At 70.5% G+C, this 24,404-nt stretch carries 26 protein-coding genes; 17 read left to right on the top strand and 9 right to left on the bottom strand.

The genetic code is table 11. The features are described from left to right. Window positions 1-88 precede the first annotated feature (88 nt). The 9 genes from NZH93_RS05715 to NZH93_RS05755 all read left to right on the top strand — a co-directional run bounded on the left by NZH93_RS05715 (window position 89) and on the right by NZH93_RS05755 (window position 6,951). Window positions 89-1,168: a PhoH family protein gene (locus NZH93_RS05715; protein ID WP_372506590.1), complete on the top strand. Its 1,080-nt coding sequence runs from the start codon at window positions 89-91 to the stop codon at window positions 1,166-1,168. 4 nt (window positions 1,169-1,172) lie between these two features. Beyond that, on the top strand, window positions 1,173-1,736 hold the full coding sequence (gene ybeY / locus NZH93_RS05720) for an rRNA maturation RNase YbeY (RefSeq protein ID WP_259621845.1): 564 nt from the start codon (window positions 1,173-1,175) through the stop codon (window positions 1,734-1,736). A gap of 11 nt (window positions 1,737-1,747) precedes the next feature. Next, window positions 1,748-3,061 (top strand): hemolysin family protein, encoded by a 1,314-nt coding sequence (locus NZH93_RS05725; RefSeq protein ID WP_259621846.1) that lies wholly within the window; start codon window positions 1,748-1,750, stop codon window positions 3,059-3,061. Window positions 3,062-3,170: 109 nt separating this feature from the next. After that, the gene (locus NZH93_RS05730; RefSeq protein ID WP_259621847.1) at window positions 3,171-3,503 is read left to right on the top strand and encodes a cytidine deaminase-like protein; all 333 of its coding nucleotides are present in this window, start codon (window positions 3,171-3,173) and stop codon (window positions 3,501-3,503) included. A gap of 43 nt (window positions 3,504-3,546) precedes the next feature. Continuing rightward, on the top strand, window positions 3,547-4,443 hold the full coding sequence (era, locus tag NZH93_RS05735; RefSeq protein WP_259621848.1) for a GTPase Era: 897 nt from the start codon (window positions 3,547-3,549) through the stop codon (window positions 4,441-4,443). Continuing rightward, window positions 4,444-5,196 carry a DNA repair protein RecO gene (gene recO, locus NZH93_RS05740; RefSeq protein WP_259621849.1) on the top strand — a complete coding sequence of 251 codons (753 nt, stop codon included), beginning with the start codon at window positions 4,444-4,446 and terminating at the stop codon, window positions 5,194-5,196. It abuts the gene before it with no gap. A 41-nt stretch (window positions 5,197-5,237) separates the two neighbouring features. Further along, window positions 5,238-6,059, top strand: a complete 822-nt coding sequence (locus tag NZH93_RS05745) for an isoprenyl transferase (RefSeq protein WP_259621850.1) — start codon at window positions 5,238-5,240, stop codon at window positions 6,057-6,059. Next, entirely contained in the window at window positions 6,056-6,484 is a 429-nt protein-coding gene (locus tag NZH93_RS05750; protein ID WP_259621851.1) for a hypothetical protein, read from the top strand. Before NZH93_RS05745 ends, NZH93_RS05750 begins: the two co-directional genes overlap by 4 nt. Next, on the top strand, window positions 6,484-6,951 hold the full coding sequence (locus NZH93_RS05755) for a hypothetical protein (RefSeq protein ID WP_259621852.1): 468 nt from the start codon (window positions 6,484-6,486) through the stop codon (window positions 6,949-6,951). Before NZH93_RS05750 ends, NZH93_RS05755 begins: the two co-directional genes overlap by 1 nt. Before the next feature lie 201 nt (window positions 6,952-7,152). Here the strand turns inward: NZH93_RS05755 and NZH93_RS05760 are convergent, their stop codons facing one another. Beyond that, window positions 7,153-9,915 (bottom strand): alpha-L-rhamnosidase-related protein, encoded by a 2,763-nt coding sequence (locus tag NZH93_RS05760; protein WP_259621853.1) that lies wholly within the window; start codon window positions 9,913-9,915, stop codon window positions 7,153-7,155. A 171-nt stretch (window positions 9,916-10,086) separates the two neighbouring features. On the opposite strand from NZH93_RS05760, the gene NZH93_RS05765 reads away from it, so the two are divergent. Both NZH93_RS05765 and NZH93_RS05770 read left to right on the top strand, forming a co-directional pair. Next, window positions 10,087-11,100 carry a permease gene (locus tag NZH93_RS05765; protein ID WP_259621854.1) on the top strand — a complete coding sequence of 338 codons (1,014 nt, stop codon included), beginning with the start codon at window positions 10,087-10,089 and terminating at the stop codon, window positions 11,098-11,100. Further along, window positions 11,097-11,810 carry a TIGR03943 family putative permease subunit gene (locus NZH93_RS05770; RefSeq protein WP_259621855.1) on the top strand — a complete coding sequence of 238 codons (714 nt, stop codon included), beginning with the start codon at window positions 11,097-11,099 and terminating at the stop codon, window positions 11,808-11,810. The genes NZH93_RS05765 and NZH93_RS05770 overlap by 4 nt, the downstream gene beginning before the upstream one ends. Before the next feature lies 1 nt (window position 11,811). Here NZH93_RS05770 and NZH93_RS05775 read toward each other — a convergent pair whose 3' ends face one another. From NZH93_RS05775 to NZH93_RS05785, 3 genes are all read right to left on the bottom strand, one after another. Further along, window positions 11,812-12,234 carry a Fur family transcriptional regulator gene (locus tag NZH93_RS05775; protein ID WP_259621856.1) on the bottom strand — a complete coding sequence of 141 codons (423 nt, stop codon included), beginning with the start codon at window positions 12,232-12,234 and terminating at the stop codon, window positions 11,812-11,814. Then, window positions 12,231-12,644, bottom strand: coding sequence for an ArsR/SmtB family transcription factor (locus NZH93_RS05780; RefSeq protein WP_259622167.1), 414 nt, complete (start codon window positions 12,642-12,644; stop codon window positions 12,231-12,233). The genes NZH93_RS05775 and NZH93_RS05780 overlap by 4 nt, the downstream gene beginning before the upstream one ends. Before the next feature lie 85 nt (window positions 12,645-12,729). Continuing rightward, on the bottom strand, window positions 12,730-13,002 hold the full coding sequence (locus tag NZH93_RS05785) for a hypothetical protein (RefSeq protein WP_259621857.1): 273 nt from the start codon (window positions 13,000-13,002) through the stop codon (window positions 12,730-12,732). 17 nt (window positions 13,003-13,019) lie between these two features. On the opposite strand from NZH93_RS05785, the gene NZH93_RS05790 reads away from it, so the two are divergent. Then, the gene (locus tag NZH93_RS05790) at window positions 13,020-13,403 is read left to right on the top strand and encodes an antibiotic biosynthesis monooxygenase family protein (RefSeq protein WP_259621858.1); all 384 of its coding nucleotides are present in this window, start codon (window positions 13,020-13,022) and stop codon (window positions 13,401-13,403) included. 16 nt (window positions 13,404-13,419) lie between these two features. Here the strand turns inward: NZH93_RS05790 and NZH93_RS05795 are convergent, their stop codons facing one another. After that, on the bottom strand, window positions 13,420-14,007 hold the full coding sequence (locus tag NZH93_RS05795; RefSeq protein ID WP_259621859.1) for a TetR/AcrR family transcriptional regulator: 588 nt from the start codon (window positions 14,005-14,007) through the stop codon (window positions 13,420-13,422). Between the two features lie 62 nt (window positions 14,008-14,069). On the opposite strand from NZH93_RS05795, the gene NZH93_RS05800 reads away from it, so the two are divergent. Beyond that, entirely contained in the window at window positions 14,070-15,284 is a 1,215-nt protein-coding gene (locus NZH93_RS05800) for an FAD-dependent monooxygenase (protein ID WP_259621860.1), read from the top strand. Here NZH93_RS05800 and NZH93_RS05805 read toward each other — a convergent pair. Further along, entirely contained in the window at window positions 15,251-16,120 is an 870-nt protein-coding gene (locus tag NZH93_RS05805) for a tetratricopeptide repeat protein (protein ID WP_259621861.1), read from the bottom strand. The two genes, NZH93_RS05800 and NZH93_RS05805, sit on opposite strands and share 34 nt — an antisense overlap. Window positions 16,121-16,224: 104 nt before the next feature. Between NZH93_RS05805 and NZH93_RS05810 the strand changes: the two genes are divergently transcribed. Then, window positions 16,225-17,604: a glycine--tRNA ligase gene (locus NZH93_RS05810; protein WP_259621862.1), complete on the top strand. Its 1,380-nt coding sequence runs from the start codon at window positions 16,225-16,227 to the stop codon at window positions 17,602-17,604. 42 nt (window positions 17,605-17,646) lie between these two features. Here NZH93_RS05810 and NZH93_RS05815 read toward each other — a convergent pair whose 3' ends face one another. Next, window positions 17,647-19,191, bottom strand: coding sequence for a helix-turn-helix domain-containing protein (locus NZH93_RS05815; protein ID WP_259621863.1), 1,545 nt, complete (start codon window positions 19,189-19,191; stop codon window positions 17,647-17,649). Between the two features lie 241 nt (window positions 19,192-19,432). Between NZH93_RS05815 and NZH93_RS05820 the strand changes: the two genes are divergently transcribed. Next, entirely contained in the window at window positions 19,433-20,890 is a 1,458-nt protein-coding gene (locus NZH93_RS05820; protein ID WP_259621864.1) for a DUF1996 domain-containing protein, read from the top strand. Window positions 20,891-20,981: 91 nt separating this feature from the next. On the opposite strand, the gene NZH93_RS05825 is transcribed toward NZH93_RS05820, so the two are convergent. Further along, on the bottom strand, window positions 20,982-21,872 hold the full coding sequence (locus NZH93_RS05825; protein WP_259621865.1) for a serine hydrolase: 891 nt from the start codon (window positions 21,870-21,872) through the stop codon (window positions 20,982-20,984). A gap of 54 nt (window positions 21,873-21,926) precedes the next feature. After that, complete coding sequence (locus tag NZH93_RS05830; protein WP_308214170.1) at window positions 21,927-22,679, bottom strand: Type 1 glutamine amidotransferase-like domain-containing protein; 753 nt, start codon at window positions 22,677-22,679, stop codon at window positions 21,927-21,929. Window positions 22,680-22,749: 70 nt separating this feature from the next. Here NZH93_RS05830 and NZH93_RS05835 point away from each other — a divergent pair, with 70 nt between their 5' ends. Next, window positions 22,750-23,661 (top strand): ABC transporter ATP-binding protein, encoded by a 912-nt coding sequence (locus NZH93_RS05835; protein WP_259621866.1) that lies wholly within the window; start codon window positions 22,750-22,752, stop codon window positions 23,659-23,661. After that, a complete protein-coding gene (locus NZH93_RS05840) occupies window positions 23,658-24,398 on the top strand; it encodes an ABC transporter permease (RefSeq protein ID WP_259621867.1) in 741 nt (246 codons plus the stop codon). The genes NZH93_RS05835 and NZH93_RS05840 overlap by 4 nt, the downstream gene beginning before the upstream one ends. The last annotated feature ends 6 nt before the right edge of the window (window positions 24,399-24,404 follow it).

Genomic DNA, 24,404 nt, shown 5'->3' on the forward strand with positions numbered 1-24,404 from the left:
GCGAAAGCGCAGGAAGCAGGCCCGAGACCACGTGGTGGGTACCGCAGCGGGTGGAGCCGCCCGATTCCCGGAGGAGCGCCCGGTGACCATTGCCGCGAGCCCCGCCAACGGGACCAGGAAGTCGTCGTCGGCCGGCCAGGCCTCGACGTACGCCCAATCCAAGATCGCCGTGCCGGACGAGGCCGTCCTCGCGCTGCTCGGGTCGCGCGACGAGAACCTGCTCCTCGCCGAGGACCTGCTGGACGCCGACGTGCACGTGCGGGGCAACGAGATCACGTTGTCCGGCGAGCCCGCCGAGGTGGGCTTCGCGGAGCGCGTGTTCTCCGAGCTGATCCAGTTGGCGAGCCGCGGCCAGCAGGTCGGCCCGGACACGGTCCGCCGCACGGTCGCGATGCTGTCGGCGAACACGACGGAGTCGCCCGCCGAGGTGTTCAGCCTCGACATCGTGTCCCGCAAGGGGCGGACGATCCGGCCGAAGACGCTGAACCAGAAGCACTACGTCGACGCGATCGACGCCAACACGATCGTGTTCGGCATCGGCCCCGCGGGCACCGGCAAGACGTACCTGGCGATGGCGAAGGCCGTGCAGGCGTTGCAGGCGAAGCAGGTCAGCCGCATCATCCTGACCCGACCGGCGGTCGAGGCGGGCGAACGGCTCGGTTTCCTGCCGGGCACGCTGAACGACAAGATCGACCCGTACCTGCGGCCGCTGTACGACGCGCTGCACGACATGGTCGACCCCGAGTCGATCCCCCGGCTGATGCAGGCGGGCACGATCGAGGTCGCCCCGCTGGCTTACATGCGTGGAAGAACGTTGAATGACGCGTTCATCATCCTGGACGAGGCGCAGAACACGACGCCCGAGCAGATGAAGATGTTCCTCACCAGGCTCGGCTTCGGGTCCAAGATCGTCGTCACGGGTGACATCACCCAGGTCGACCTGCCCGGTGGCCAGCGCAGTGGTCTGCGGGTCGTCCGGGAGATCCTGGAAGGCGTCGACGACGTCAACTTCTCGGTCCTGAGCAGCGGTGACGTGGTTCGGCACCGGTTGGTCGGCGACATCGTCGACGCGTACGAGAAGTGGCAGGTCGTGCAGGACAACACCGACCAGCACGGGCGCCAGAGCGGACCCGGTGCGCGGCGTGGTGAGCAGCGCCGGGGACGATGAGCGCGTGAGCATCGAGATTGCCAACGAGTCCGGGGTCGCGGTCGACGAGCCGTCGATCGTGTCGGCCGCCCGGTTCGCCCTCGACCGGATGGGCGTGAGCCCGCTGGCCGAGCTGTCCGTCCTGCTGGTCGAGCTGGACGTGATGGCGGACCTGCACGAACGCTGGATGGACCTGCCCGGTCCGACGGACGTGATGGCGTTCCCCATGGACGAACTGGACTCGGCCCGCCGCCCCGACGCGGCCGGGCTGGGTCCGGCGTTGCTGGGTGACATCGTCCTGTGCCCCGCGTTCGCCAAGGACCAGGCGAAGAAGGCGGGCCACGGCCTGCTGGACGAGCTGCACCTGCTGACCGTGCACGGTGTGCTGCACCTGCTCGGGTACGACCACGCCGAGCCCGCCGAGGAGCGCGAGATGTTCACGCTCCAGAACCGGATCCTGGCGGACTTCCGGTCCGCGACCGCCGAGGCGGAGCGGCTGGCCGTGCAGCGGGCGTCGGACTCCAAGGTGCTCGGCGCCGTCGGCCTCGAGCACTCGGACCATCCCGAACCCTCCGACCCCAACGCCTAGAGGTCGAACCGGTGACCACGAGTTCCGCGAGCTTGATCTTCCTGGCCGTGGTGCTGGTGCTGGCGGCGGGCCTGTTCGCCGCGGCCGACGCGGCGCTGGGCACGGTGTCCCGCGCACGGGTCGAAGGCCTCCAGCGCCAGGGCCGCACCGGGGCCAGCCAGCTCCTCCAGGTGCTGGCCGACCGGCCCCGCCACGTGAACCTGCTGCTCCTGCTCCGGCTGGCGTGCGAGCTGTCGGCGACGGTGCTGGTCACGGTCGTGTGCCTGCGGCTCGTGTCGCCGCCGTGGCTGGCCGTCGTGACGGCGGGCCTGTCGATGCTGGTCGTGTCGTACGTCCTCGTCGGCGTCGGGCCGCGCACCATCGGCCGTCAGCACCCGTACGCCGTCGGCCTGGTCTCCGCCGCGCCGATCCGGGTGCTCGGCCGCGTGCTCGGTCCGTTGAGCAGGCTGCTGATCCTGGTCGGCAACGCGATCACCCCCGGCAAGGGCTTCCGCGAGGGCCCGTTCTCGTCCGAGGTCGAGCTGCGCGAACTGGTCGACATGGCCCAGGAGCGCGGCGTCGTGGACGAGGGCGAGCGCGAGATGATCCACTCGGTCTTCGAGCTGGGCGACACCATCGCCCGCGAGGTCATGGTGCCGCGCACCGAGATCGTGTGGATCGAGCAGGCGAAGTCGCTGCGGCAGGCGCTCGCGCTGTCGCTGCGCACCGGCTACACCCGCGTGCCGGTGATCGGCGAGAGCGTGGACGACGTCGTCGGCGTGGTGAACCTGAAGGACCTGGTGCGGGTCACGTTCGCCGACGAGGCGAACGGCACCACCGTCGGCGAGCTGATGAAGGCCGCCACGTTCATCCCGGACTCGAAGCCGCTGGCCGACCTGCTGCGCGAGATGCAGCTCTCCCGCACCCACCTTGTCATCGTCATCGACGAGTACGGCGGCACGGCGGGCCTGTTGACCATCGAGGACATCATCGAGGAGATCGTCGGCGAGATCACCGACGAGTCCGACACCGACGACCGGCCGCCGGTCGAGCACCTGGTGGACGGCGCCGTGCGGGTCAGCGCCCGCCTCCCCGTCGACGACCTCGACGCGCTGTTCGGCACCGAGCTGGACGAGCACGAGGTCGAGACCGTCGGCGGCCTGCTCGCCCAGCGCCTCGGCCGGGTCCCGCTGCCCGGCACCGAGGCCGAGATCTCGGGCCTCCGCATGCGCGCCGAGGGCGGCAAGGACGAACGCGGCCGCATGCGCATCACCACCGTGCTGGTGCGCCCCGTGGCGCTGCCCGACCAGGCCGAGGACAAGGAGCGCGAGGACAACCGCGCCTGACCGGCACGGGTGGACCGCTGCCGCCGAACCCGCTGCCACCGAGCCCTGCTGCCGCCGAGCCCTGCTGCCGCTGAACCCCGCTGCCGCCGAACCGAAGACGAGGACGACCGTGCCCGAGCTGGACCCCGAAGACCAGAAGATCGTCACCCTCGCCCGTTCGGTGCGCGCCCGCACCGGCGCCGCCGAGGGCGCGGCCGTCCGCGACACCGACGGCCGCACGTACGCCGCCGCCACCGTGGCGCTGCCCTCGCTCAAGCTGACGGCCCTCCAGGCGGCCGTCGCCGCGGCCGTGTCCAGCGGCGCGGAAGCCCTCGAAGCCGCCGCCGTCGTGACGGGCGCGGCCGAGGTCGACGCGGACTCCGCGGCGGCCGTCCGCGACCTGACCGCGACCGGCCCGATCTTGCGCGCCGACGCGTCCGGCACCGTCGTGGAGACGGTCTAGGCCCCACCCGGTCAGCGCATCGAGCACCAGGGACAATGGACGGATGGATGGTTACCGCTCAGGGTTCGCGTGCTTCGTCGGCCGTCCGAACGCGGGGAAGTCGACGCTGACCAACGCGCTGGTCGGCACCAAGGTCGCGATCACGTCGAGCAAGCCGCAGACGACCCGCCACACCATCCGCGGCATCGTGCACCGCGAGGACGGGCAGTTGATCCTCATCGACACCCCCGGTCTGCACCGACCGCGGACGCTGCTCGGCCAGCGGCTGAACGACCTGGTCCGCGAGACCTGGTCGGAGGTGGACGTGGTCGGGTTCTGCGTGCCCGCGGACCAGAAGGTCGGGCCCGGTGACAAGTTCATCGCCGCCGAGTTGCAGAAGATCGCGAAGAAGACGCCGGTGATCGGCATCATCACCAAGACCGACCTCGTGCCGCAGCAGCAGGTGGCCGAGCAGTTGCTGGCGTTGCAGAACATCATGGAGTTCGCCGAGATCGTCCCGGTGTCCGCCGTGGACGGCTACCAGGTCGACACGCTGGAGAAGCTGCTGCTCGACCGGCTCCCGGAGGGCCCGCCGCTGTACCCGGACGGCGACCTGACCGACGAGCCGGAGATGACGCTGATCGCGGAGCTGATCCGCGAGGCCGCGCTGGAGGGCGTGCACGACGAGCTGCCGCACTCGATCGCGGTGCTCGTCGAGGAGATGGCGCCGCGCGAGGGCCGCGACGACCTCATCGACGTGCACGCGAACCTGTACGTGGAGCGCACCAGCCAGAAGGCGATCATCCTCGGGCACCGGGGCGAGCGGCTGAAGCAGGTGGGCATCACCTCGCGCAAGCAGATCGAGGCGCTGCTGGGCAGCAAGGTGTTCCTGGACCTGCACATCAAGATCGCCAAGGACTGGCAGCGCGACCCGAAGCAGCTCCGCCGCCTGGGGTTCTAGATGGCGAACCTGTACCGCGACACGGGGATCGTCCTGCGCGTGCAGAAGCTCGGCGAGGCGGACCGGATCATCACGCTGCTGACCCAGAAGCACGGCAAGGTGCGGGCGGTGGCCAAGGGCGTGCGCCGCACGTCGTCGCGGTTCGGTGCCCGCCTGGAGCCGTTCGGGCACGTGGACGTGCAGTTCTACCCCGGCCGCTCGCTCGACGTCGTGACGCAGGTCGAGACGCTCGACGCGTTCCACGTCAGCCTGGTCGGCGACTACTCCCGCTACACGGCGGCGTGCGCGGTGCTGGAGACGGCCGACCGGCTCGCGGCCGAGGAGGGCGAGCCTGCGCTGCGGCTGTACCTGCTGGTCACGGGCGCGCTGCGGGCGTTGGCGGCGGGGGAGCGGGACGGGTCGCTGGTGCTGGACGCGTTCCTGATGCGCGCCATGTCCATCGCGGGCTGGGCGCCCGCCGTGGACGAGTGCGCGCGCTGCGGCGAACCAGGCCCGCACCGCGCGTTCAACGTGCAGGCGGGCGGGGTGGTGTGCGCGAACTGCCGTCCGGCGGGCTCGGCGACGCCGTCGGTGGAGACGTTGCGGCTGCTCGTCGCGCTGCTGCACGGCGAGTGGGACGTGGTCGACGCGCTGCCCGTCGGCGCGCGTCGGGACGCGAGCGGGCTCGTCGCGGCCCACCTCCAGTGGCACATGGAGCGGCAGCTCCGCTCGCTACCTCTGGTCGAGCGCACGGCACGTCCGACCGAGGGCTAAAGTTCGGCCACCGCACAGTCTTCGAGAGGAATCCCAACACCATGCTGCGCCGACGGCGGGCCGAACGCGAGACGCGCGTCCCCCGACCCCCGGACCCGCACCCCTCCGGCGCCAAGCCGCCCGCCATCCCGGCGGAGTTCGTGCCCAAGCACGTCGCGATCGTCATGGACGGCAACGGCCGCTGGGCCAACCAGCGCGGCCTGTCCAGGGTCGAGGGGCACAAGCGGGGCGAGGGCGTCGTGGTCGAGGTCGCACGGGGTGCGATCGAGCTTGGCGTCAAGTGGGTGTCGCTGTACGCGTTCTCGACGGAGAACTGGCGTCGCAGCCCCGAGGAGGTCCGGTTCCTCATGGGCTTCACCCGTGAGGTGATCCACAACCGCACCGACGAGCTGGACGACCTCGGCGTCCGCGTCCGCTGGGCGGGTCGCAAGCCGAAGCTGTGGCGCAGCGTCATCTCCGAGCTGGAGGACGCGCAGGAGCGCACCAAGGACAACAAAGAATTGAACCTGGCGATGTGCATCAACTACGGCGGCCGGGCCGAGATCGGCGACGCCGCCCGCGAGATCGCCCGCCTCGCCGCCGCCGGGAAGATCAACCCGGACAAGGTCGACGAGCGCACGCTGGCGAAGCACATGTACCAGCCGGACATGCCGGACGTGGACCTGTTCATCCGCCCGTCCGGCGAGCAGCGGACGTCCAACTTCATGCTGTGGCAGTCGGCGTACGCGGAACTGGTGTTCCAGGACATCCTGTGGCCCGACTTCGACCGCCGCGACCTGTGGGCGGCGTGCGAGGTCTTCGCCCGCCGTGACCGCCGGTTCGGCGGCGCCATTGACAAGCCCGACGAGGAGAGCACCGCGTGACCGACGAAGACGCCGCCGCCATCACCGCGGCACTGCTGACCTCAGCCCGCGAGGCGCTGGAGCTGTTCCACGACGTCCACGTCGACGACGACGGCGCGTTGAGCTTCCTGCACGGGGAAGTCCCGTGCGCCATCCAGGCGATGCAGCTCGCCGAGGGCCTGACCGTCCTGAGCCTCACGTGCGTCGTCGCGTGGGACCTGCCGGAGGACCGCGACCTCGCGGTGTCCGCGGCGGAACGGGCGGGGCAGGGCCTCTTCGGCACGCTCGGCGTCGTGCACACCGATCGCGGCATGGACGTGACCCTGCGGTACGCGTTCCCGGCCGAGGGCATGAAGCCCGAACCACTCAGCACCCTGCTGATGCTCGTGGTCTCCACCGCATCCCAACTGCGCGGCGAACTCCTCGCCGACGAAAGGACCACCTGATGGGTGGCGTGATCATCTACGAGCCCGACGAGGACTCCGCCGTGCTGGAGTTCCCCTGGGTGGTGACCTTCGAGCCGTCCGGCGGCGAGGAGTGGGACTCCTTCGTCTGCGGACCCTACGAGCGCGCCCACGCGGTGGCGCTGGCCGAGGCCGTGGCGCTGGCCGAGGACGGCATGCTCGCCGTCGTCGAGCCGATGCTGCCGGTGCTGAGCGCGGACGAGGTCCTCGCGACCATCGACGAGCTGCGGGAGGCGGACGAGGAGGTCGAGGAGGTTGACGAGTTCGACGACGGCCTGGTCGAGCCGAAGGTCAACGGGACCCATGTGGATTTGACGCTGGGGGAGACGGACCTGGTGGAGGAGGAGATCGCGGACGACTTCGAGCCGCCTACGCCTGAGGAAGTTCGGGCTGGGATGGAGAGGACGTTCCGGCGGTTGTTGGCTGCTACGGATCCGTCTGGGTCGTAGGGGCCTGGGCCCTCGGGGGTGGGGGCTTTTGGGTGGGGGGCTACCCCCGAGGCGCGAGTGTTTCGATGCCGAATCCGGTTTGTCAAGGCGGGAAAGATGCCTTGACAAACCGGATTCGGCATGAAGGCGCTGGGGATCGGGGGCAGGGTGGGGACTGGGCTATGCCCTGTGGGTGCGGGTGGGATGGGGGCTGGGGCCGGGTTACGGGGTTAGTTCGGCTACTCGGGTGTAGTTGCCGTTTTGGGGTTGTGAAGCTGTTGCGGTGAAGCGCAGTTGGGTTGTGGTGACCGGCTGGGTGAAGGGGAGCCACCTGGTCAGGTCTGTGTTGCCGGTGGTGGTGGACTGGGTTGTCCACGTTGTGCCGTCCCAGGTTTGGATGGTGAAGTCGGTGACCACACCGTCCACGATGGACTGGAAGCCGATGCCGTTCAAAGTGATTGGTGTTGGTGTGGTGAGGGTCAGGGTGTCGGGGAATTGGCCTGGGCTGGCGTCGTTCCAGAACGTTGTGGGGGTGCGGTCGATGGAGTTGGCCGCGTAGTAGGTGCGGGGTTGGCCTTCGAAGACGTTGGGTGCTGCTTCGCTCGACGCTGTGGCGGTGGTGCCTGTTGGCCAGAGGCCGAACACGGTCAAGGGTGTGGTGGTTTCCGCGGTCAGCCTGCCTGCTGTGGCTTTCAGTCGGATCTGTGGTTGGCCGCCGGGGCCGGTGGGGGCGTGTACGCCTACCTTCACCACGGTGCTGGTGATGCCCTTGGCCGGGTCCAGGGTGAACGGGGCCGGGGTGGTGGTCCAGCCGGTGGGGGCGGTGGCGTCGACCTTGCCCGTGAGTGCCTTGGTGCCACTTGCCGTCACGGTGACCGCGATGGTGTGGTCCTCGCCCGCGCGGACCGGGGTGTTGTCGGACGAGGTGACTCGCACGTCCAGTCCTGAAGGGACGGTGCCGGTGGAGCGGCTGTCGAACCTGGCGCGGGTGGGCAGGCCCTTCAGCACGACGTAGTCGCCTTCCAGGTGTGCGTCGTGCGCCAGGCCGCGGGTGCCGTTCCAGACCAGTCTGCCGTTGACCCGGAGTTGGGTCTTGGCGCCGAAGGTGGGCACCTCGACCCGGTCCACGGCTCCGGCGGGGGCGGTCAGGTCGCCGGTGAACGTGCCCCGGCGCGGGTCGTGGGACCAGGCCAGTTCGATGTTGCCCAGCGGGGTCTTGAGGTTGCCCTCGGCGCTGGTCAAGTCGCCCGGCTGGGGTTTGACCAGGTAGCCGCCGCCCACCGTGCGCGGTTGGATGCCGAGCACGGAGAACGTCAGCGCCGACGTGGGGCCGGTGGCCCAGCCGTGGGCCGCGCTCATGTACGCGCCGCCGTAGCCGAACTGGCCGTTGGCGAGGTAGCCCTCCCAGAACGTGCTGCCCGTGCCGAGCGGCGAGTTCAGCATGTAGCCCCACTCGCGGCGGATCAGTTCCAGCGCGCGGGTCGCGTTGCCCGCGTTCAGGTGGGCCTGCACCTCGAGGGAACCGGGGAAGGTGCCGATCTCCGAGTTCTTCTCGGGGGTCGTCGCGCCGTAGGCGTTCCAGTTCAACGTCAGCGAGGCGCTGATCCGCCGGGCGCGGGCCGGGTCGGTGAGGCCGAACGACACCGCGAGCGAGTTGCCGTCCTGGGGGTGCAGGGCGCTGGTCGGGTTGTCGCGGAACAGGCCCGCCCGCTCGTCCCACAGCGTGGCGTTCACGGCCGCCTTCAGCGTGGCCGCCTTCGCGCGCCACGCGGTCGCCGACGACGGGTCGTCCAGTTCCTCCGCCAGTTCGGCGCCGGTCAGGAGCGCCTGGTGCATCAGGGCGTTGGCCGCGATGTTCTCGCCGCCCTGGCCGCCGCGCGCCCAGTCGTTGGTGCCCGTCACGCGCAGCAGGCCGGTCGGGCCGATCTTCGCGAGCGAGTAGTCGAGGCCCCTGCGGTAGTCGGACCACATGTCGCGCAGCCACGCCTCGTCGTGGGTGTACTGGACGTAGGTGGCCGTGCCGACGAGCGTCCACAGGTGGTAGGTGTCGGAGCCGTAGAAGTTGACCTGCGGTCCGGCGAACGGCAGTTCGCCTGACGCGGTCTGGTGCTGGTAGAGCGTGGTCAGGGCGTTGCGCGTGGGGGTGAGGTCGCCCAGTGACGCGTACTCCGTCGGCACCGAGACGCCGAGGTCTCCCGGCCACACGGTGCGGTCCCGCTTGGCGCCGTCGACCAGCACGGTGTCGCCCGCGCCGACCACGGCGCCGTTGTCCCAGCCCGTGCCGGGCGGTCCCCAGACGCGGCCGGTGTCGGGCGGGATGATGTTGGTCTGCACGGTGTACGCACCGGCGTACCAGATCTTGTTGAGCAGCGGGTCGCTCGACCTGAAGTGGTTCTCGTAGTCGCGCAGGTCGGTCATCGTCGGCGCGAAGGTGATGTCGACCGACACCCGGTCGATCGCGATCGAGCCCGCCGAGTCGACGAACAGCGTGAGGTAGCGGAAGCCGCCGCGCTGCTTGGCCTTCGGCGTCGTCCAGGTCGATCCCGGCACCACGTCGGCGGTCAGCGCGCCGTCGGGGCCGGAGCCGCCGTTGCTCGCGTCGCTGGTGAGGCCGATGTACTGCGAGGACTCGGTGAACGCGAGCCCCAGACGTCCGCCGGGCGCGGCCGAGGCGGGGAAGCGCACGCTGACGGTTCCGCCGACCTCCTTGCCGAAGTCCAGCGTCACCGAGGAGCCGGTGCCGGTGAGGGTGGTCGTGCGGCCGCGCAGGACGTTGCCGGGGTCCGCGACGGTGCCGGACGACCGGGTGACCTTGACCGGGGTGACCGTGCGGCTCGCGGGGGCGAAGTTGTCGCTGGTGCGCCCGCGGTCGAGGGGGTCCGCGGCCGCGGTGGTCGGAACGGTGCACAGCGCCGCCACGACCGCGGCCGCCACGGCGTGGAGGAGTGGTCCGACGGCACCGCCGCCATCGCGTCTTCGGCTCACGTCAGGTCTCCTCGCGGTGAATTGAAACGTTACAACCGGAGTGCACTGTGGCCTGTGACGCACGTCTCTGTCAATGAAATCGCCCGCCCACGGCGCGTCCGGCCGACCTTGGCGGAAACCCGACATCAGGGGGGTGGGACCGCGGGGCGTGTGCCTGGCATCATCTCGGAAGTGACAATCACTTCCGAGATCAGGGATCCGCGGCCCCGCGGTCGTGGGCCCCTGCGCGGGAAGGTCACCTCGCTGGAGGTGCTCTGCCTGCTGCTGGTCCTCGCGCTGGTCCTCCAGGACTGGCTCATCGGCGTGCTCGACGCCCCGCAGTTGCGGACGGCGTCGACCGTGTTCGTGGCCGTCTGCGTTCAGGCGATGCCGTTCCTGGTGTTCGGCGTCCTCATCAGCGGCGCCATCGCGGCCTTCGTGCCCGCGAGCGCCCTTCGCAGGCTGCTGCCGAAGAAGACGGCGCTCGCCGTGCCGGTCGCGGGCCTCGCCGGGGTCGCGCTGCCGGGTTGTGAGTGCGCCTCGGTGCCGGTGGCCAGGAGGCTGATGCAGCAGGGCGTCCCGCCCGCGGTGGCGTTGTCGTTCCTGCTGGCCGCGCCCGCGGTGAACCCGATCGTGCTGGTCGCGACCGCCGTCGCGTTCCGGGACGCGCCGATGATGGTGCCCGCCCGGTTCGTCGGTTCGCTGCTCACGGCGATGGTCATGGGCTGGCTGTGGACGAGGTTCGGCAAGGCCGAGTGGATCGCCGAGCGCGCGCTGCGGAAGTTCGAGGAGAAGGAGGGCACCTCGCGCTGGGCGGTGTTCACCGAGACCGCGCGGCACGACCTCGTCGAAGCGGGCGGGTTCCTGGTGCTCGGCGGTGTGTTCGCCGCCGCGTTCAACGTGCTGGTGCCGACCGCGTGGATGGAGACGCTCGGCGCGCAGATCGTGCTCGGGGTGATCGTCATGGCGTTCCTGGCCGTGATCCTGGCGCTGTGCAGCGAGGCGGACGCGTTCGTCGCCGTGTCGATGACCGCGCTGCCCCTGTTGCCGCGCCTGGTGTTCCTGGTCGTCGGTCCCGCCGTCGACGTGAAGCTGTTCGCCCTCCAGGCGGGTACGTTCGGCAAGTCCTTCGCCCTGCGCTTCGCGCCCGCCACGTTCGTGGTGGCCATCGCGAGCGCCCTAGCCGCCGGAGCCGTGTTCCTGTGAGGCGCGAAACGCAGAACATCCTGCTCATCCTGCTCGGTGGCGCGCTGCTGAAGCTGAGCTTCACCGACATGTACCTGCGGTACGTGAAGGCGGGCCTCCAGCCGCTGCTGATCGCCGCGGGCGCGGTCATGATCCTGTTGGCGGGCCTGGCGATCGTCCGCGACCTGCGCGCTCCGAAGGAGGCGGAGGAGGCGCACGGCGACCACGAGCACAAGTCGTCGCGCAGCCCGTGGATGCTGCTGCTGCCCGTGCTGGCGGTGTTCCTGATCGCCCCGCCCGCGCTCGGCGCGGACACGGTCAACCGGTCGGACCGCAACGCGGCCCAGGAGTCCAAGAGCGCCAACGGTTTCGCGGCGCTGCCGGAGGGCGCGGTCATCCCGCTGAGCCTCGGCGAGTTCGTCACGCGCACCGCGTGGGACGACTCGGGGTCGCTGGACGACCGGGTGGTGAAGCTGACCGGGTTCGTGGTGCGCAAGAACGACGCGACCTACGTCGCCCGGCTGGCGATCTCGTGCTGCGCGGCCGACGCGTCGCCGATCAAGGTGCGGATGACCGGCACCGGGTTCGACTCGATGCCGACCGACCAGTGGGTCGAGGTCACGGGCAAGGTCGTGCCCGGCTCGGCGACGAAGGAGACCGCCTACGTGCCGACGTTCACCGTCGCGGAGATCGCGCCCGTCGCGACCCCCGTCGACACCTACGAGAGCTGACTCAGCTCTTGCGGGTGCACCCCGCGCACGTCCCGAAGATCTCGACGGTGTGGCTGACCTCGGAGAAGCCGTTCTCGGCCGCGATGCGGTCGGCCCACTTCTCCACCGCGGGGCCTTCGACCTCGACGGTGCGGCCGCACGTGCGGCACACCAGGTGGTGATGGTGGTGCGCGGAGCAGCGCCGGTAGATGGCTTCGCCGGAGTCGGTGCGCAGCACGTCGACCTCGCCCGCGTCGGCCAGCGACTGGAGGGTGCGGTACACGGTGGTCAGGCCGATGCCCTCACCGCGCTTGCGCAGTTCCTCGTGCAGCTCCTGCGCCGAGCGGAACTCGGCGAGCTGGTCGAGCAGCTTGGACACCGCTGTGCGCTGCTTGGTCGAGCGCAGTCCTGGCACCGCGGTAGTGGGGCGCTCGCTAGTGGTCACAGATCCTCCGTCCGGTCGGTCCGGTCGGTCTCGTTGATACCAGCGACCACCGGGCGGGTTGAAGTCCCCCCACCCTCCTCGACGTGGATGACCGCGTCCACGACGATGTGCGCCAGGTGCTCGTCCACCAACCGGTAGACGACCTCGCGCCCGTGGCGTTCCCCGTGCACGACACCCGCGGCCTTGAGCACCCGCAGGTGTTGGCTGATCAACGGCTGTGCGACGCCGAGCGCCTCGACCAGCTCGTGCACGCACCGCTCGGCTTCCTGGAGTTGCAGGACGATCGCGATCCGCACCGGCGCGGCCAGCGCGCGCAGCAGTTCGCCCGCGGCCGCCAGCGTTCGGGCGGACCTCGGCGGGGCGGGGCGGGGGGCGTCGCGCTCGTGGGAGTGGGTGTGCTCGCCGCGCACCGGGACCGTCGTCGCGTCCTGGGTCAAGCGCACGCACCTTCTTCCCGCTCTACCTGGAATGGATTATCAAGACCAATCCTAGGCGCTATCCGGGCAGAACCGAGATGATGACAGCGACGAGCACCAGGACGACGACGAGCCGCAGCACGCGTCCGGCGGGCGGGAGCAGCTTCCACGTCGCCGCCAGCAGCGCCAGCACGCCTGCCAGCAGGACGCCGAGCAGGGCCGCGCCGAGTGCCCCGCGGATCAGGACACCGGCGGCGAAGAGTGCGATGACCAGCAGGAACGCGACCGTGCCAGTGACCTTGGCCAGTGGTCCGTCGCCGGGGATCAGGGTGCGCTTGGAGTCGTTCGCCACCGTGGCATCCTTGCACCGTGCTGCTCGTGTGCCGGTTCACCGTGCTCGAACCCGATGTCGCCGATTTCACCGCGCGCGCCGAACGGGCCCTGGAACTGCTGATCGCGCGGCCCGGCTGCCTGCGCGGGCTGCTCAGCCAGTCCATGGACGAGCCCGACCGGTGGGTGCTGACGGTGGAGTTCGAGTCCGTCGTCGCGTACCGGCGCGCGCTGTCGCCGTTCGAGGTGCGCGAGCACGTGGTCCCGCTGCTGTCCGAGGCACTGGTGGACGAGCCCGCCGCGTACGAGCCGGTGCTGGTGGCGTCCGGTGGCGCGGTCGGCCGCCAGGTCAGCCTGCTGGCGCGGGACGCCGGGACGGTCCGGCTCGGTGAGGCGTCCGGGCCCTCGGCGACGCCCCGGTGACCGTGCGCGAGGTCGGCTAGGTCTTCCGGACCAGCGGCAGGACCACGTCGTCGACGATCTCCACGATCGTCGAGTCCGGGACCGGCGCGAAGGTCATCAGCACCTCGTGGCGGAGCAGGTCGCCCGCCAGGTTCATCACCCGCGCGCTCACGCCCCCCGCGGGGATCTCGCCGCGCTCGGCCGCGCGGCCGAAGATGGTGTCCAGGTAGCCCTCGTAGTCGCCGACGAGGGAGTTCCGCAGGTCCGCCGGGGTCGTGCCGGTCTCGCGGTAGTACGTGCCGAAGTGCACGCTCAGGACCGCCGCCATGCGCATCCGGTCGCCGTTCGAGTTGGTCATCAACGCCAGCAGGTCGCCCCGCAGCGATCCGGTGTCCGGTAGCGCGGGCGCGGTGCGGTCGGACTGGCGGCGGATGGCGGCCAGGACCAGGTCGCCGCGGGTCGCCCAGCGGCGGTAGAGCACGTGCCTGCTGGTCTGCGCCCGTTCGGCGACCGCTTCGACGGTGAACGCCCCGTAGCCGCCGTCCACCAGCACCTCCCAGGCCGCGTCGAGGATCGCGTGCTCCAGTTCGGTCCCGCGGCGACGCTTCGACGGCTCAAGGCTCACTCGCGTACCTTATCGTGTACTTTTGATAGGGAACACTCATGTACCTAACTTAAGGGGTTCCCATGACCACTCGCAGCGTGTTGATCTCGGGGGCGAGCATCGCCGGGCCCGCGCTGGCCTACTGGCTGCACCGGTACGGCTTCCGCGTCACGGTCGTCGAGATCGCCCCGGCGGTGCGGGGTGGCGGGTACCCGGTCGACCTGCGCGGCGTGGCCGTCGAGGTCGTCACGCGCATGGGCCTGTTCGACCGGTTGAGGGACGCCCGGACGAGGACGCGCGAGGTCGCGTTCCTGACGGCGGACGGGCGACGGATCGGGGCCGTGACGCCCGAGGTGCTCACCGGAGGTGCGGAGGGCGCGGACCTGGAGATCCCCAGGGGCGACATCACCGCCGCGTTCCACGACGTGACCCGCGACGACGTCGAGCACCTGTTCAGCGACTCGATCGCCGAACTGGCCGAGCACGCGGACGGCGTCGACGTGACCTTCCGCAGCGGGACGCGCCGGACGTTCGACCTGGTCATCGGGGCCGACGGCATCCACTCCGCGGTGCGCGGGCTGGTGTTCGGGCCGGAGGAGGACCACGTGCGCCACCTCGGCTACCGGTTCACCGGGTTCACCGCGCCCAACCGGCACGGCCTGGACAGCCAGGCCGTGATGCGCAACGCGCCGGGCCGGATGACCACGGTCTACGCCGTCGGGAGCGGACCGGTGGTGAGCGTCATCATGGGCTTTACGGGCACCCGGCCGACCAAGGAGGAGGTGCGGGACCTGGACTCGTGGATCCGGCTGACCGAGCGGACCTTCGAGGACGACGGGCCCGCCGCGCGGGAACTGCTGGCCGACCTGCGCGCGGCCGACGACGTGTTCGCCGACGGCGTCAGCCAGATCCGGATGCCCGCGTGGAGCAGCGGGCGGGTCGCGCTGGTCGGCGACGCCGCCTTCGCGCCGTCGTTCCTGTCCGGGCAGGGCACGAGCCTGGCGGTCGTCGGCGCGTACGTCCTGGCGGGGGAGCTGGCCACGGCCACCGACCACACCGAGGCGTTCGCGGCGTACCGGCGGACCGCGGCCGACTTCGTCGAGCGCAACCAGGCCCTGGCGCTCGGCGCGAACGCCGTCATCCCGACGACCCGCCACGGCCTGTGGTTCCGCAACCAGGCGGTGCGGGCGCAGCCGCTGCTCGCGGGTGTGAAGGTGTTCGGCGACGGGACGACGCGCGCCGCGAACTCCCTGCGCCTGCCGGACTACGGGTCGAGGACCGCGGGGTCGCTCGGGTGAGCGGGCCGGAACGACGCCAGGTGCCGCAGGCGGCCCACCCGGTCCGGCGCCTGGTTCGCGTCGAGCAGCCCCAGTGCCAGCGCGGCCTGCTCGGCGGCCTCGGACGGCCGCCCCAGCGCCGCGTAGTCCTCGGCCAGCTCCTCGTGGAACCACCCGTCGGGCACGCCGGACTCACGGGTCCACGCCACGGCCCGGTTCATCAGCTCGGCGGCCTCGGCGGGTCGGCCGAGCGCGCGCAGCGTCCTGGCCACGGCGTAGCGGGCGACCTCCACCTCGTGCGGGTCGCCGACGCTCTGCTCGCGGGCCACCAGCGCGCGCTGGAACGCGGACAGCGCGTCCTCGAACCGGCCCGCCTCGAAGTGGGCCCAGCCCAGGTTGTTCAGCAGGGGGCCGATCCACCCCCGCACGCGCGGGTCGGCGGACTTCAGCGCCAGTTCCACGCCGCGCTGCGTCCACTCCTCGGCGCTGTCGACCAGCGCCGCCATGTGGGCGGCGTCGACGGCCAGGTACTCGTCGCCGCGGTGGCTCGCCAGCACGAACGCGGCGGCGAACAGGGGCAGTGACTCCGGTGCGGCGCCGGAGGAGCGCAGCAGCCTGCCGCGTTCCAGCAGGACGCGGACGCGGCCTGGCGAGTCCGGTGCGGCCAGCGCCTCGGCGTCGGCCAGCAACTGGTGGCCGACGACGAAGTCGCCGCGCAGGCCCTCGACGCGGGCGAGCTGGGTCAGCACCTCGGCCCGTCCGCCGTCGGTGATCGGCTCCGCGAGCCTGGCGCGGAACCTCTCCTCGGTCGCCGACAGATCGGCGAAGTCCCACATCTCGCGCAACTCGTCCGCCATCTCCGCAGGGTAAGCACAGACGGCCCCCGGTCGCCCATTGGAGGTGCGCGCGGGCGCGTTAGGCTTGGCCCTTTCCCTTCAACCAGCCCTCCTGGGGAGTACCCGTGCCAGCCGATCGCATCGAGACCGTCGTCAGCCTGTGCAAGCGCCGTGGCTTCGTCTACCCGTGCGGCGAGATCTACGGTGGTACGAGGTCGGCGTGGGACTACGGGCCGCTGGGCGTCGAGCTCAAGGACAACATCAAGCGCCAGTGGTGGAAGTTCATGGTGCAGGGCCGCGACGACGTGGTGGGCCTGGACTCCTCGGTGATCCTGCCGCGCGAGGTGTGGGCCGCGTCCGGCCACATCGAGGCGTTCGTGGACCCGTTGGTGGAGTGCAACTCCTGCCACAAGCGCTACCGCGCGGACACGCTCGTGGAGGAGTACGCCGAGCGTTCGAGCAAGGCTGAGGGCGGCTTGGCCGACGTCCCGTGCCCGAACTGCGGCACGCGCGGCGAGTACACCGAGCCGAAGATGTTCAACGGCCTGCTCAAGACGCACCTCGGCCCGATCGAGACGGACGAGGGCCTGCACTACCTGCGCCCCGAGACCGCGCAGGGCATCTTCACGAACTTCCTGAACGTGCAGACCACGTCCCGCAAGAAGCCGCCGTTCGGCATCGGCCAGATCGGCAAGTCGTTCCGCAACGAGATCACGCCGGGCAACTTCATCTTCCGCACCCGCGAGTTCGAGCAGATGGAGATGGAGTTCTTCGTCGAGCCCGGCACGGACGAGGAGTGGCACCAGTACTGGATCGACGAGCGCGCCCGCTGGTACACCGATCTGGGGCTGGCCAAGGAGAACCTGCGGCAGTACGAGCACCCGAAGGAGAAGCTGTCGCACTACTCCAAGCGGACGGTGGACATCGAGTACCGCTTCCGCTTCGGCGGCCAGGAGTGGGGTGAGCTGGAGGGCATCGCGAACCGCGGCGACTTCGACCTCAACACCCACTCCAACCACTCGGGCGTGGACCTGTCGTACTTCGACCAGGCCACGAACTCGCGCTACCGGCCGTTCGTGATCGAGCCCGCGGCGGGCGTCGGCCGTCCGATGATGGCGTTCCTGCTGGAGGCCTACCACGAGGACGAGGCCCCGAACGCCAAGGGCGGCGTGGACCGCCGGGTCGTGCTGAAGCTCGACCGGAGGCTCGCCCCGATCAAGGCCGCGGTGCTCCCGCTGTCGCGCAACGCGGACCTGTCGCCGAAGGCGCGCGACCTCGCGTCGGCGTTGCGGCGCAACTGGAACGTGGACTTCGACGACGCGGGCGCGATCGGCCGCCGCTACCGGCGGCAGGACGAGATCGGCACGCCGTTCTGCGTGACGGTCGACTTCGACACCCTCACCGACCACGCCGTCACGGTGCGGGAGCGGGACACGATGTCGCAGGAACGCGTTGCCATGGACCAGTTGGAGGGCTACCTCGCGGCTCGTCTCGTCGGCTGCTGACGGGCCGAGGGGGCGGTGCTGGCGCGCCGCCCCCTCGGTCGGTCAGTCGCGGAAGGTGTGGATCCGCGCGCCGAGCAGGTTCAGCCGCTCGGCGAGCTGCTCGTAGCCGCGGTTGATCACGTACACGTTGCGCAGCACCGAGGAGCCCTTCGCGGCCAGCATCGCCAGCAGCACCACCACGGCGGGCCGCAGCGCGGGCGGGCAGATCACCTCGGCGCCCGACCAGTGCGTCGGGCCCTCCACGTACACGCGGTGCGGGTCCATCAGCGTCACCTTCGCGCCCAGCTTCGTCAGCTCGGTGAAGTACAGCGCCCGGTTCTCGTAGACCCAGTCGTGGATCAGCGTCGACCCCTGCGCGACCGCGGCGATGAGCGCGAAGAACGGCAGGTTGTCGATGTTCAGGCCGGGGAACGGCATCGGGTGGATCTTGTCGACCGGCGCGTGCAGCGCGGACGCCCGCACCACGAGGTCGACGAGCCTGGTCCGCCCGTTGGCCGCCGGGTACTCGTCGCTCCGGTCGTAGTCCAGGCCCATCTCCTCCAGCAGCGCCAGCTCGATCTCCATGAACTCGATCGGCACGCGGCGGACGGTGATCTCCGACGACGTCACGATCGCCGCGGTCACGAGGCTCATGGCCTCGATCGGGTCCTCGGACGGCGAGTAGTCCACGTCCTTGCGCAGCTTCGGCACACCGTGGACGGTCAGCGTCGTCGTGCCGATGCCGTCGATCCGCACACCCAGTTCCACCAGGAAGAAGCACAGGTCCTGGACCATGTAGTTGGGGCTGGCGTTGCGGATCAGGGTGACGCCGTCGCGGCGCGCGGCGGCCATGAGCGCGTTCTCGGTGACGGTGTCGCCGCGTTCGGTCAGCACGATCGGGCGGTGCGGGCCGGTGGTGTCGCCGACCTCGGCGTGGTAGCTGCCCGCGGTGGCCTTGACCTGCAAACCGAAGGGGCGCAACGCGGTCATGTGCGGCTCGACCGTGCGCTCGCCCAGCGCGCAGCCGCCCGCGTAGGGGAGTTCGAACGTGGTCTCGTGGTGCATCAGCGGACCGAGGAACATGATGATGCTGCGCGTGCGGCGCGCGGCCTCGACGTCCATGTTGGCCAGGTCGAGCCGGGCGGGCGGGACGACCTCCAGGTCGTTGTCCTCGTTGAGCCAGCGGGTGCGGAAACCGATGCTGGCGAGGACTTCCAGGATCCGGTTGACCTCCTCGATGCGGGCGACCTTGCGCAGGATCGTGCGGCCCTCGTTGAGCAGCGACGCGCACAGCAGCGCCACGCCCGCGTTCTTGCTCGTCTTCACGTTGATCTCGCCGGACAGCCGGTGGCCGCCCTCGACGCGCAGGTGCACCGGGCCGGAGCGGCCCAGCGACACGATCTCCGAGTCGAGCGCCTCGCTGATCCTGGTGAGCATCTCGACGGTCAGGTTCTGGTTGCCCTGCTCGATCCGGTTGATCGCGCTCTGGCTGGTGCCGAGCGCGTCGGCGAGCTGCGACTGGGTCCAACCGCGGTGCTTGCGCGAATCGCGGACGAGCCCGCCGATGCGGCGGAGCTGCTCCTGGGGTTCCTGAAGATCACTGGGCATGGCGGCGAAGATATCTCACAGGTGGCGTTGGGTTGACTCGTGGGGGCCTGTTCGACGGTCGATTCGAGTGGGGGTATGCGCTGGGTGAGATTTCAGACCTCTTCGGGAACTGGTGTTGATGTAACGGATTGATAACGGGCCGAGTACGTTTGAGGGTGCTCACGTCGACCGTGCGTATGCCCCAGTGAGTCGGCCTCAAACGCCGCTTCGGAAGCAACCCGACGACAGAGGTGAGCATCGAATGACCCGGACCGGTGGGCGACACCAAATCTCCAGCAGAACGAAGATCGCCTCGATCGGCGCTGCCGTGGCGATCGCGGCTGGGGCCGTGGTCGTGGTGACGGCCACCAGTGACGACCAGGCTTCCGCTGACGGCGTGGACATCTCCAACTTCGTCGACATCACGACGGTGCAGCCGAACGTGAAGCAGGTGAAGAAGCAGGGGAACGCGTCCAGGGGCACGTTCACGGTCGACTGCGGCGTCAACGAGAACGAGCACTTCAACGGCGACAACTTCATCGCCGCGCCCGGTGTCGAGAACGGTGCCGAGCACCTCCACGACTACGTCGGCAACCTGTCGACGAACGCGAACTCGACCAACGAGAGCCTCCAGGCCGCCGGTACCACCTGCAAGAACGGCGACAAGTCGACCTACTTCTGGCCCGTCATCCGCATCGACACCGCGGACGAGGAGGAGAACGAGGTCGACGCCGCCGCCGCGCAGGCGCAGGACCAGCAGGCCGCCGCCGACGCCAACGCCAGGAAGAAGGGCCGCCCGCAGTTGGTGTGCCCCGACATCGCCAGCAAGCTCGACGAGGTGCCCGACGAGGCGCAGGCCGACGTCGACAAGGCGCTCGAAGAGGTCGACAAGGTCACCGAGGAGGCTGAGCAGAAGCTCCCGGCAGCGGTGGACGCCAACGCCGTCGACGCCCAGGTCGTGAACCCGTTGCTGGAGAAGCGGAAGGCCATCCTCGACCGGATGACCCTCGCGCTGGGTCGCCCCGGCCGTCAGCCGATCGACTTCGGCGCCCTCTCGCGCTGCTCGGTGAAGCCGCCGGGGCAGCCCTCGCCCATCGGTGACGGTTCCGAGAACGGCGACAAGCCGCCGGTGGAGGCCGATCCCGGCAACGAGCCCGACGAGAACCAGGAACTCCCCGGCAACGACGGCGAGATCCAGCAGCCCCTCAAGGCGGAGCTGACCTTCCGCGGCAGCCCGGTCGGCAAGGTCACCGCGATGCCGAAGTTCCTCAAGATCCTCTACGGTGACGCGAAGATCTCCATCAACGGCACCAAGAACGCCCGCGACTCGTGGACCTGCGAGGGCTTCGAGGACAAGGTGCAGCTCGCCAAGTACGTGATCTGCCCCGAGGGCAAGAAGGTCAAGCGGATCCACGACTTCCCGAGCTGCTGGGACGGCAAGAACACCGACTCGGCGAACCACCGCACGCACATCGTGTTCCCGGACGCGGCGACCGGCAAGTGCGCCGAGGGCTTCAAGGCCGTGCCGCAGCTCCGCACCACCCTCACCTACGACATCCCGAGGGACATCCAGGTGAAGGGCCAGTACAAGGTCGACTCGTTCCCGAACGAGGACCACAACCCGGTCAGCGACCACGACGACTTCGCGAACGTGATGTCGCAGAAGATCATGAACCGCCTCGTCAACTGCGTCAACAAGGGCAAGACCTGCAAGGAGTAGATGCTCCCGCGTAGCGACTGCGCGGTAGGAAGAAGGCCACCTCGGCGGCGGGGTGGCCTTTTTTCCTGTCCTGGGACGGGGAGCGCGGGCGCTAGGTGGCGGGCAGCGGGGTGAGGGCGGCGCTGACGATGGCCGCGACCCGCGACTTGGCGTCGTCCGTGGACACTCCTGATTGGACGGTCAGCACGGCGACCGCGTAGCGGCCGTCCACGACACCCGAGCTGTGCAGGTACACGTCGTTCGGCTGGTAGTACATCCAGCCCTGCTTGGCGTACGCGGCGCGGCTGCCGCGCGCGGCCCCGTCGAGCAGCCCGAAGAACTGGTCGAACCCGTCCGCCGCCTCCTGCCGGGCGTCGGTCAGCGCGTCGACGACCAGGTCTCGGTCAGCCTCGGTCATCTTGCCGCCCAGGACGTACTGGTAGAGCCGCACCATGTCGTCGGCCGTCACGACGACCTCGCCCCACTGGGACGGGTCGTCCGGCGGGTGCGTGCCGGTCATCCCGACCCGCTGGGCGACCCGGTCCACCGCGCCCATCCCGTCGAACCTGGTCCACATCACGTCCATCGCGCTGTCGTCGCTGTAGCTCAGCGCGCGCTCGACCAGGTCGAGGTCTTCGTCGGACAGCCCCAGTTCGCCCGCGGCGCGGCGGTCGAGCATGTCGACCACGAGCAGCAGCTTGCTCAGGGACGCCGAGTAGAACGGCTTCTCGCCGCCGCGGCCGACCAGTTCGCCGGTCTGCAAGTCCATGATCGCGACACCCAGGTCCACGGAGTCGCTCGCCGACTCCTCCGCCGCCGCCAAGCCGGTGCCGAGGTCGACCCGAGGCGCGGGCTGGGCGGGCGTGGTGTCCGCCGCGGGCGGGGCCGCGTAGCCCCTGGTGTCCGGAGCGGCCGCGGCGGCGGGTGGCGGCGAGGTGTCCGGCGAGTCGGAGTCCTGCGCGAGGAACGCGGAGGAGGTGATCGCCACCATCAAGGCGATCACCCCGGAGAGGCCGATCCGTCGCGCACGTTCACCCACAGTTAGTAACTGAACGCTTCACAACCTCCTGATGTCGAGCTTTTCCTCCTGTGCGGTTCCTGAAGACTCATCTCGTTGCACTACGTAACCGCCACCGTGGGACACTTCGGACACCACTTGGACTAGTTCGGTCCCCCGGTAGAGCAATCCGGCGCCGTCGTCGGTGCAGTACGTGAGCGGGAGTTCGCCGGACGCCACGGCGGCGTGAACGGCGGGCCGGCGCGTCTTCTCGGAGTCGTAGTGCACGCCGTTGCCGTACGGGAGCAGCGCGAGGCCGTCCGTGACGACCCGCAGCTCCGGCCCGAACGAGTCGGTGGTGCCGCCCACGTGCCAGCAGATGGACCCGGCGGACACGCCGCTGAGCACGACCCCTGCCTGCCACGCCTCGCGCAGCACCTCCCCGAGCCCGTGCACCCGCCACACGGCGAGCAGGTTCGCCACCGACCCGCCGCCCACCCACACCACGTCGTGGGAGAGCACGAAGCTCCGGAGGTCGTCGGTCGGCGGCATGGGGAACAGGTTGAGGTGCGAGACGTCCCAGCCGACGAGCCCACCGGCCTCGGAGACGCGGGCGTTGTCCGCGCGCTGGTCGCCGCCCGCCGTGTTGACGTGGCAGACGGACGGGCGGCGTCCGTCCACCCCGGACAGCTCGACCGCGAAGTGCAGCAGCTTGCCGAACTCGAGTTCGGTGCGGCGGCCGTAGCGGTAACCACCTGACGTGGCCAGGATCGTGGGTTCTGGTGCGGGCATGGCGGTGATCTTGCCGGCCATGACACCTGTCACGCCGAGGTCGTGACGCCCGGCCCCTCGCCCGCCGACCTCGCGGAGCCACGATCGTCGTATGACGCGAACAACCGCACTCCACGCCGCGGTGGCGCTCTCCGGGCTGCACAAGGCCTACGGCGACGTCCACGCGGTCGACGGCGTCGACCTGGTCATCGCACCGGGCGAGGTCGTCGCACTGCTCGGCCCCAACGGCGCGGGCAAGTCCACCACCGTCGACGTGCTGCTCGGCCTCACCGCGCCCGACCGGGGCGAGGCGTCGGTGTTCGGCCTCACGCCGCGCGAGGCCGTCGTCAGCGGCACCGTCGGCGCGATGCTCCAGAACGGCTCGCTGCTCGACGACGCCACCGTCGCCGAGGCCGTCGGGCTGGTCGCCGCGCTGCACCGCGCGCCGCTGCCGGTCGCCGAGGCGCTGGCCCGCGCGGACGTCGCCGACCTCGCCAACCGCCGGTGCACGAAGCTGTCCGGCGGCCAGAAGCAGCGCGTCCGCTTCGCGCTGGCGCTGGTCTGCGACCCCGACCTGCTCGTGCTGGACGAGCCGACCGTCGCGATGGACGTGGAGACGCGCCGCCAGTTCTGGCGCGGGATGCGCGAGTACACCGACTCCGGCCGCACGGTCCTGTTCGCCACGCACTACCTGGAGGAGGCGCAGGAGTTCGCCGACCGGGTCGTGCTGATGCGCTCCGGCCGGGTCGTCGCGGACGGCTCCGTGGCCGAGGTACGGGCCACCGTGTCCGGCCGCACGCTCCGCGCCGTCGTCCCCGGAGCCCCGGTGGCCGACCTCGAAGCGCTGCCGGGGGTCCGGGCCGTCGAGGTCCGCGGCGACGGCGTCGAGCTGGCGTGCGCCGACTCCGACGCCGCCCTGCGGGCCCTGCTCGCCCGCTGGCCCGCCGCCCACGACGTCGAGATCACCGCTGTCGGCCTGGAGGACGCCTTCCTCGCGCTGACCGCACCGGAGGAGGCCCGATGAACGCCCGGTTCCTGGCGCTGGAAGTGCGCCGCGCCGTCCGCAACGCCCGCTACCTGCTGTTCACCATCGTCATGCCGTCGGTGATGTTCCTGCTGTTCGTCAACCTCTACGGCGCGAAGGACCAGGTGTTCCCCAACGGGCTGCCGGTCACGACCTCGCTGATGATCAACATGGCCGTGTTCGGCCTGATGTCCGCGCCGCTGGCCGCGGGCGCCCGGATCGCCGTCGAGCGGAGCACCGGCTGGCAGCGGCAGCTCCGGCTGACCCCGTTGAGCAGCTCCGGTTACGTGCTCACCAAGGGCGCGCTGGGCATGGTCCTCGCGCTGCCCGGCATCCTGCTGGTCCTGGTGCTCGGGGCGGTCGTCGAGGACGTCCGCATGTCGGCGCTCCAGTGGGTCGAGGTCGCGGGCGGGCTGTGGCTGGCCACGCTGCCGTTCGTGCTGATCGGCATCGTCATCGGCCTGCTCGCGACCGCCGACGGCATGCAGGCGATCACCGGCGTGCTGTCCATGGCCTTCGGCCTGCTGGGCGGCATCTGGATCCCCGCCGAGGTCGCGCCGGGCTGGCTCGCCGCGGTCATGCACGTCATGCCCACGTACTGGGTGAAGCTGGTCGGCCAGGCACCGCTCGTCGGCGGCGCGGACCTCGGCACCGCGGTGCTCGTCCTTGGCGGCTGGGTCCTCGCGCTCGGGTTCGTCGCGGCCAAGCGGTTCCAGACGGACGCGGCACGGGCTTGAGGCCTA

Source organism: Umezawaea endophytica, from assembly GCF_025061645.1.
GTDB classification, from domain to species: Bacteria; Actinomycetota; Actinomycetes; order Mycobacteriales; family Pseudonocardiaceae; genus Umezawaea; species Umezawaea endophytica.

Coding starts and splice junctions, on each gene's coding strand:
- era (WP_259621848.1), top strand. CDS start 3,547: ATGGATGGTTACCGCTCAGGGTTCGCGTGCTTCGTCGGCCGTCCGAAC.
- recO (WP_259621849.1), top strand. CDS start 4,444: ATGGCGAACCTGTACCGCGACACGGGGATCGTCCTGCGCGTGCAGAAG.
- NZH93_RS05745 (WP_259621850.1), top strand. CDS start 5,238: ATGCTGCGCCGACGGCGGGCCGAACGCGAGACGCGCGTCCCCCGACCC.
- NZH93_RS05755 (WP_259621852.1), top strand. CDS start 6,484: ATGGGTGGCGTGATCATCTACGAGCCCGACGAGGACTCCGCCGTGCTG.
- NZH93_RS05800 (WP_259621860.1), top strand. CDS start 14,070: ATGACCACTCGCAGCGTGTTGATCTCGGGGGCGAGCATCGCCGGGCCC.
- NZH93_RS05805 (WP_259621861.1), bottom strand. CDS start 16,120: ATGGCGGACGAGTTGCGCGAGATGTGGGACTTCGCCGATCTGTCGGCG.
- NZH93_RS05815 (WP_259621863.1), bottom strand. CDS start 19,191: ATGCCCAGTGATCTTCAGGAACCCCAGGAGCAGCTCCGCCGCATCGGC.
- NZH93_RS05820 (WP_259621864.1), top strand. CDS start 19,433: ATGACCCGGACCGGTGGGCGACACCAAATCTCCAGCAGAACGAAGATC.
- NZH93_RS05830 (WP_308214170.1), bottom strand. CDS start 22,679: ATGGCCGGCAAGATCACCGCCATGCCCGCACCAGAACCCACGATCCTG.
- NZH93_RS05835 (WP_259621866.1), top strand. CDS start 22,750: ATGACGCGAACAACCGCACTCCACGCCGCGGTGGCGCTCTCCGGGCTG.
- NZH93_RS05840 (WP_259621867.1), top strand. CDS start 23,658: ATGAACGCCCGGTTCCTGGCGCTGGAAGTGCGCCGCGCCGTCCGCAAC.